The sequence below is a fragment of the Pseudomonas syringae genome (assembly GCF_001698815.1).
In the GTDB taxonomy this organism is placed as follows: Bacteria; Pseudomonadota; Gammaproteobacteria; order Pseudomonadales; family Pseudomonadaceae; genus Aquipseudomonas; species Aquipseudomonas syringae_A.
Genome location: NZ_LGSI01000002.1, coordinates 21780 through 28080, shown reverse-complemented (window position 1 = coordinate 28080; position 6301 = coordinate 21780). Strand labels below are relative to the sequence as shown.

Sequence of the window (6301 nt, the reverse complement as noted above, 5' to 3'; positions counted from 1 at the left end):
ATGAAGAAGCGCAGCAATATCGTTGCCCCACTGGACACGCCCTTCGTAGCGAGTGGCGGGCCTTCAAGAACCAGCGCTCACATGTCACGAAAGCCGGCACCATCATCTTTCGATCCCGACAAACCGACTGCGCTACATGCTCGATGAAAGGGCGCTGCTGCCCGAACACTTCGTTCCGAAAAATCGCCCGTAGTGTCCATGAAGCGGCGCGAGATGTGGCCCGGCGCATCGCCACGACACCGCAATACGTGTGCTCTCGCCATGAGCGCAAGAAGGTCGAAATGTTGTTCGCGCACCTCAAGCGAATCCTGAAACTGGATCGATTGCGGCTACGAGGCATGACCGGTGCAAACGACGAATTTACCTTAGCGGCAGCGGTACAGAATCTAAGAAAATTAGCGAAACTGACCTCTCAAGGGCCACCGACCACGGGATAGGTACGCCCGGAATCAGCAAAAACCCTCAAATTAACCCACTGACCAAGCTACAAAGATCAACGCAGAACCGAAAAACCACGCAACGTGGTGAACAGGTTCTGAAGTGACGGCCAACCTTGATGCCTTCCAGTCTGAAATTTCGACTTTTTCAACAGAATCGGCCAAAAGCGGGCAAATGAATAATGGAGCTCATCTGGCGCAACTATAGTTGCACGACGACGTGCGCTGGCTCGCGCCCTTGGTGCTGCACTATCGGCCCCCTCTGCAGCTACTTGCCGAGGTAGGCACCGCACACCGAGGACTTTCGACTCGCCGGCGCTATTGGCGGCTGCGTAGTTGGCGCACATGCCTGTCGTACATAAGTTTCAGCGTATAGCACTTGCAGTCATTCCAACTTCCCGCATTCGCCCAGTTCAATCAAGGTGTCGATCAGGCACCTTACCTTAGGTCGCAGATGCGCGGTCTTTGGCCACAGCGCATAGACCGTTAAAGGCTCGGGCTCGTAGGCGTCCAGTACGCTCACCAGCGCTCCTGATTCAAGGTGCTCGCGTACCACGCACAGCGGCATTTGACACAATCCAAGACCCGCCAGCGCTACATCGATCATCGCTTGGCCGTCGCCAATCTGATGGGTAGCTGGTGGAACAATGCGCCGCCCGTGGCCATCCTCGATTACGCGCCACCCCAAGGGTTGCCCGCGTCGATAGGTGACGATGCCCGCATGAGCGTAAACGTCGTCCAGTGTCTTTGGTGTGCCATTGGCTTGCAGGTACGCGGGCGCGGCGCAAATGATCAGACGTTGGCGCGTTAGCGGGCGTGCAATAAGGCCTTGTTGGTTGCCTGGGTCACCGAAGCGGATAACCAGGTCTACCCCTTCCTCCACCGGATCGATCAAATGGTCGTTGAACGTCAGGGTAAACGACAGGCCTGGGAAACGCTGGCCGATCTCCAGCATCACCGGCAGGATCAACCGCCGCCCAAGTGCTACCGGCATATCAACCCGCAACTGGCCGGACGGTTCATGGGCTTTGGACGTCAGGCAGTTTTCCACATCACGGATTTCATCCAGCGCGCCGCTACATGCGGCCAGATAGGCTTCGCCATCAGCGGTCAGAGACAGTCGGCGTGTCGTGCGGTGAAACAACATCACTCCAAGGCGCCGCTCCAGGCGAGCGATCGCTTTGCCAACAGCAGACTTCGAGATATTCAGTCGCTCTGCAGCATCTGTGAAGCTGACAGAGCGTGCCGTGGTCACAAAGGTGTGAATACCCGCGAAATTGTCATTAGTGGACATCAGCAAACTCATTGGGGACTGAAAGGCGTAAGTTTAGGGATTTTGAGCCTGTTTATCGAACTCTTGATCTACTTTAGCATTGTCAGCCTTCCTCACCTACACCCCAGATTTGTAGAACTCATGAAACCCATAGCAAAAAAACTGCCCATTGCCATCGCTATCGCGCTGACCACATCCATGGCAACCGCTTATTACTTGTCAGGAACCAGCGCACAGAACCAGGCGCAGGCGGCAGACCCCATCGCAGCCGCCGCAGCGCCAGAAGTCGATGTCGCTACACCTGTATCGGCACAGATCAACGAGTACCAGACCTACTCGGGCAAACTCGAAGCCATCGATACCGTTGATGTCCGGCCACTGGTGTCCGGCACTATTACCGCCGTGCATTTCAAGGATGGTGCCCAGGTCAAGCGTGGCGATCCGCTCTTCACCATCGATACCCGCCTTTATCAGGCGGCGGTAGATCAGGCTCAGGCCGACGTCGCCGGTGCAAGCGCCCGCAATACCTATGCCCATACTGACGCGGCACGGGCCAAGCGATTGCTAACCCAGAACGCTATTGCCCAGCGTGATCTGGATGCCGCCCTGCAGTTGGAACTGACCGCTTCCGCTAACCTCAAGTCCGCCCAGGCACTCCTGCAAACCGCACGCGTCAACCTGGACTATTGTCATGTCGTCGCGCCGGTCAGCGGTAAGGTTTCGCGGGCCGAATTGACCTTGGGTAACGTTGTTGCCTCAGGTGCCACAGCCCCCATGCTGACCCGGATTGTGTCCATTTCGCCGATCTATGCGGCCTTTGAAGTCGACGAGCAAACCTACGTGCGTTTTCTCGGCCAACCCCATGAACAGCCCGTAAAAGTGGCGCTGGGATTGGCTAATGAATCAGCTTTCGGCCGCCTAGGCGTCGTGGATTCAATTGACAACCAGCTCAACGGCAACTCCGGCACCATCCGCGTGCGTGCACGCTTTGACAATCCCCAGGGGTTGCTATTGCCGGGTATGTACGCCCACGTGAAGGTCAGTGCCGGACAACGTCGCCAGGCGCTTCTGATCAACGAAACCGCAGTAGGCACCGACCAGGATCGCAAGTATGTGATGGTGGTCGACGCTCAGGGTCGCGTACACCAACGTGAGGTCACACTGGGCGATCTTTATGGCGGCCTACGCATCGTCAACAGCGGCTTGGGACCCGACGACCGAATCATCGTCAGTGGTATGCAGCGCGTACATGTCGACGACGACGTCAGCCCCCGCATGGTCGCCATGGACACCCAGCCTGGAACCTTGTCGGCGCACCGATAAGCTCTGGCTCTAAATCCATATTTGCTCAAACCCGACGCGGTAGTCACTGCGCGTCGCCGCATCTCTATTACCAAAAGAAAACCTTTCGATGAAGTTCTCCAGATTTTTCATCGATCGCCCCATCTTCGCCGCCGTGCTTTCGGTCGTGATCTTGCTGCTGGGTGTGATCGCTGCATTCAAGTTACCCATTTCCGAGTACCCGGAAGTCGTACCGCCCCAAGTACTGGTGCATGCCGAGTTCCCCGGTGCCAACCCCAAGGTGATCGCCGAAACGGTAGCCGCGCCCATTGAAGAAAAAATCAATGGCGTAGAAAAGATGTTGTACATGCAGTCCCAAGCCAACAGCGACGGGCAGATGACAACCACGGTCACCTTCCAGCTGGGCATGGACCCCAACCTTGCCCAGCAGTTGGTACAGAACCGCGTATCCCAAGCTCTGCCGCGCCTGCCCGAAGCGGTGCAGAAGCTGGGCGTGACCACGATCAAGGCATCCAGCACCATGACCCTGGCCGTGACGTTGTTCTCGCCTAACGATCAATACGACGTGGATTACCTGCACAACTACGGGCTGATTCATATACGAGACCGCCTGGCGCGCATTCAAGGCGTGGGCGACGTGCAGCTCAAGGGCGGCGGCGACTATTCCATGCGTGTATGGCTTGACCCACGCCAGTTGGCAGAGCGCCAACTGGCTGCCTCAGATGTGGTCAGCGCGATTCAGGCACAAAACGCGCAAGTATCGGCAGGCATGGTGGGTGCTACGCCAAGTGCGCCGGACGTGAAGATGCAACTGGACATCAACGTCAAGGGCCGCCTGCAGACGCCGGAAGAGTTCGAAGCCATTGTTCTGAAGACCAATGCCGATGGTGGCGTGACCTACCTGCGAGACGTGGCACGGGTAGCGCTCGGCGCATCGGATTACACCCAGAGCACCCACCTCAATACCAAGGTATCGATGAGCATCTGGGTGTTCCAACAGCCTGGAGCCAATGCACTTCAGATTGCCGATGATGTGCGCCGCGAAATGGCAGATATTGGCAAGGACATGCCCAAGGGCGTGAGTTACGGCTTTAACTACGACCCGACCCGGTTCGTGGCCTCCAGCATTGAGGCGGTGGTCCATACCCTGCTCGAAGCCATCGCCCTGGTGGTGCTGGTGGTCATTGTGTTCCTGCAAAACTGGCGAGCGGCGCTGATTCCGCTACTTGCAGTACCGGTCGCTATCGTCGGGACCTTCTCACTCATGTTGGCGTTCGGTTTTTCGATCAACGCTTTATCGCTCTTTGGCATGGTGTTGGCAATCGGCATCGTGGTCGATGACGCCATCGTGGTGGTGGAGAACGTGGAGCGCAATCTGGAGCATGGCCTCAGTCCCAAGGAAGCGACCTACAAGGCCATGGACGAGGTCAGTGGCCCGATCATCGCTATCTGCCTGACACTGGTTGCGGTGTTCGTGCCACTGGGGTTCATGTCCGGTCTTACAGGCCAGTTCTACCAGCAGTTCGCGATGACCATCGCGATTTCGACCATCATCTCGGCGTTCAACTCTCTGACGCTGTCGCCTGCGCTTTCCGCTTTGCTGCTGCGCAGCCCCCATGCGCCCAAGGACCGCCTGACGCGCGGGATGGATCGGGTATTGGGGCGTTTTTTCGGCGCGTTCAACCGGCTATTCCAGCGTGGCTCGGATGCTTACGGTAAAGGAGTCGGCGGTACCCTCAAGCACAAGGGTGCCATGCTGATTTGCTATGCACTGCTGCTAGGGCTCGCGGTGCTCATGGGTGATGTTGTGCCCGGCGGGTTTGTGCCAGCGCAAGACAAGCAATACTTGATCGCGGTCGCTCAATTGCCTAACGGCGCTACCCTTGAGCGCTCCGATGAGGTGTCGCAGGAAATGGGCCGCATGGCCCTGAAGGAACCCGGCGTCGGCTTTACCGTCGCTCATGCGGGCCTGTCGATCAACGGCTTTACCTCCTCGTCCAGTTCGGTGGTGATGTTCCTGCCACTCACCGCTTTCGACCTGCGCTACGGTCACGGTGCGACCCTGAGCGCCGATGCCATCGCGCAGTCCTTGAATCAGAAATTCACTCAGATCAAAGACGCGAAAATCTCAGTGTTCTCGCCCCCACCCGTACTCGGGCTGGGCACTCTGGGTGGTTTCAAACTGCAGCTTGAAGACCGTGGCGCGCTGGGCTATCAGGCACTGCATGACGCCACCGAAGCATTCATCGCCGCCGCTGCCAAGGCGCCAGAACTGGGGCCGCTGTTTAGCAGTTACGACATCAACATCCCGCAACTGGATGTCGAGGTCGATCGAGTGAAGGCACAACAGTTAGGCGTGCCAGTCAATGAGGTATTCGACACCCTGCAGATCTATCTGGGATCGCTGTACGTCAATGACATCAATCGTTTTGGCCGGGTTTACCAGGTTCGCGTTCAGGCCGATGCACGCTACCGGGCCTTTGCCCAGGACATCGGCAAGTTGAAAGCCCGCAGCCGCACTGGCGAGATGGTCCCGCTGGACACCCTGCTGCACGTAAAACCCACTTATGGTCCGGAAATGGTGGTGCGATACAACGGTTTCACCGCCGCAGATCTCAATGGTGGACCCGCGCCAGGTTATTCCAACAACCAGGCCCAGGCGGCCATCGAGCGCATCGCCAAGCAAACCCTGCCAGCGGGTATCAAGTTTGAATGGACCGATTTGGCCTATCAGCAACAACTGGCCGGCAACGCCGCGATGATGGTGTTCCCGATCTGCGTGCTACTTGTGTTTCTGGTATTGGCGGCCCAGTACGAAAGCCTGTCGTTGCCCCTGGCCGTGATCATGATCGTACCCATGAGCATCCTGTCTGCCCTGCTGGGCGTGTGGCTGACCAAGGGTGATAACAACATCTTCACCCAGATCGGTCTGGTAGTGCTGGTGGGGCTTTCGGCCAAGAACGCGATCCTCATCGTCGAGTTTGCCCGAGAGCTGGAGATGCATGGGCGCAGTATCGCCGAAGCGGCCATCGAGGCGGCACGGCTGCGGTTGCGGCCGATCCTGATGACGTCAATGGCCTTCATCATGGGCGTCGTACCCATGGTGGTCGCCACCGGCCCAGGCTCGGAAATGCGTCACGCCATTGGTGTCAGCGTGTTCTTCGGCATGCTGGGGGTGACGGTCTTTGCCTTGATGCTCACCCCGCTGTTCTACGTACTGTCACGCAAGCTGTCCGGCGGCAAGTCGCTGGTTGCCGAGCATCACCGCACTGCCGATATCGAGGCCTGA

At 57.9% G+C, this 6301-nt stretch carries 4 protein-coding genes; 3 read left to right on the top strand and 1 reads right to left on the bottom strand.

The genetic code is table 11. The features are described from left to right. Nucleotides 1–437: transposase (locus AFK24_RS29630; protein WP_170826271.1), on the top strand; the 437-nt coding region annotated here is incomplete at its 5' end. 385 nt (nt 438–822) lie between these two features. Here the strand turns inward: AFK24_RS29630 and AFK24_RS00370 are convergent. Then, nucleotides 823–1731 carry a LysR substrate-binding domain-containing protein gene (locus AFK24_RS00370; RefSeq protein WP_065831352.1) on the bottom strand — a complete coding sequence of 303 codons (909 nt, stop codon included), beginning with the start codon at nt 1729–1731 and terminating at the stop codon, nt 823–825. Nucleotides 1732–1851: 120 nt separating this feature from the next. On the opposite strand from AFK24_RS00370, the gene AFK24_RS00365 reads away from it, so the two are divergent. Together AFK24_RS00365 and AFK24_RS00360 are read left to right on the top strand one after the other, a co-directional pair. Further along, the gene (locus AFK24_RS00365; RefSeq protein WP_065831351.1) at nt 1852–3033 is read left to right on the top strand and encodes an efflux RND transporter periplasmic adaptor subunit; all 1182 of its coding nucleotides are present in this window, start codon (nt 1852–1854) and stop codon (nt 3031–3033) included. Between the two features lie 88 nt (nt 3034–3121). Beyond that, complete coding sequence (locus AFK24_RS00360; protein WP_065831350.1) at nt 3122–6301, top strand: efflux RND transporter permease subunit; 3180 nt, start codon at nt 3122–3124, stop codon at nt 6299–6301.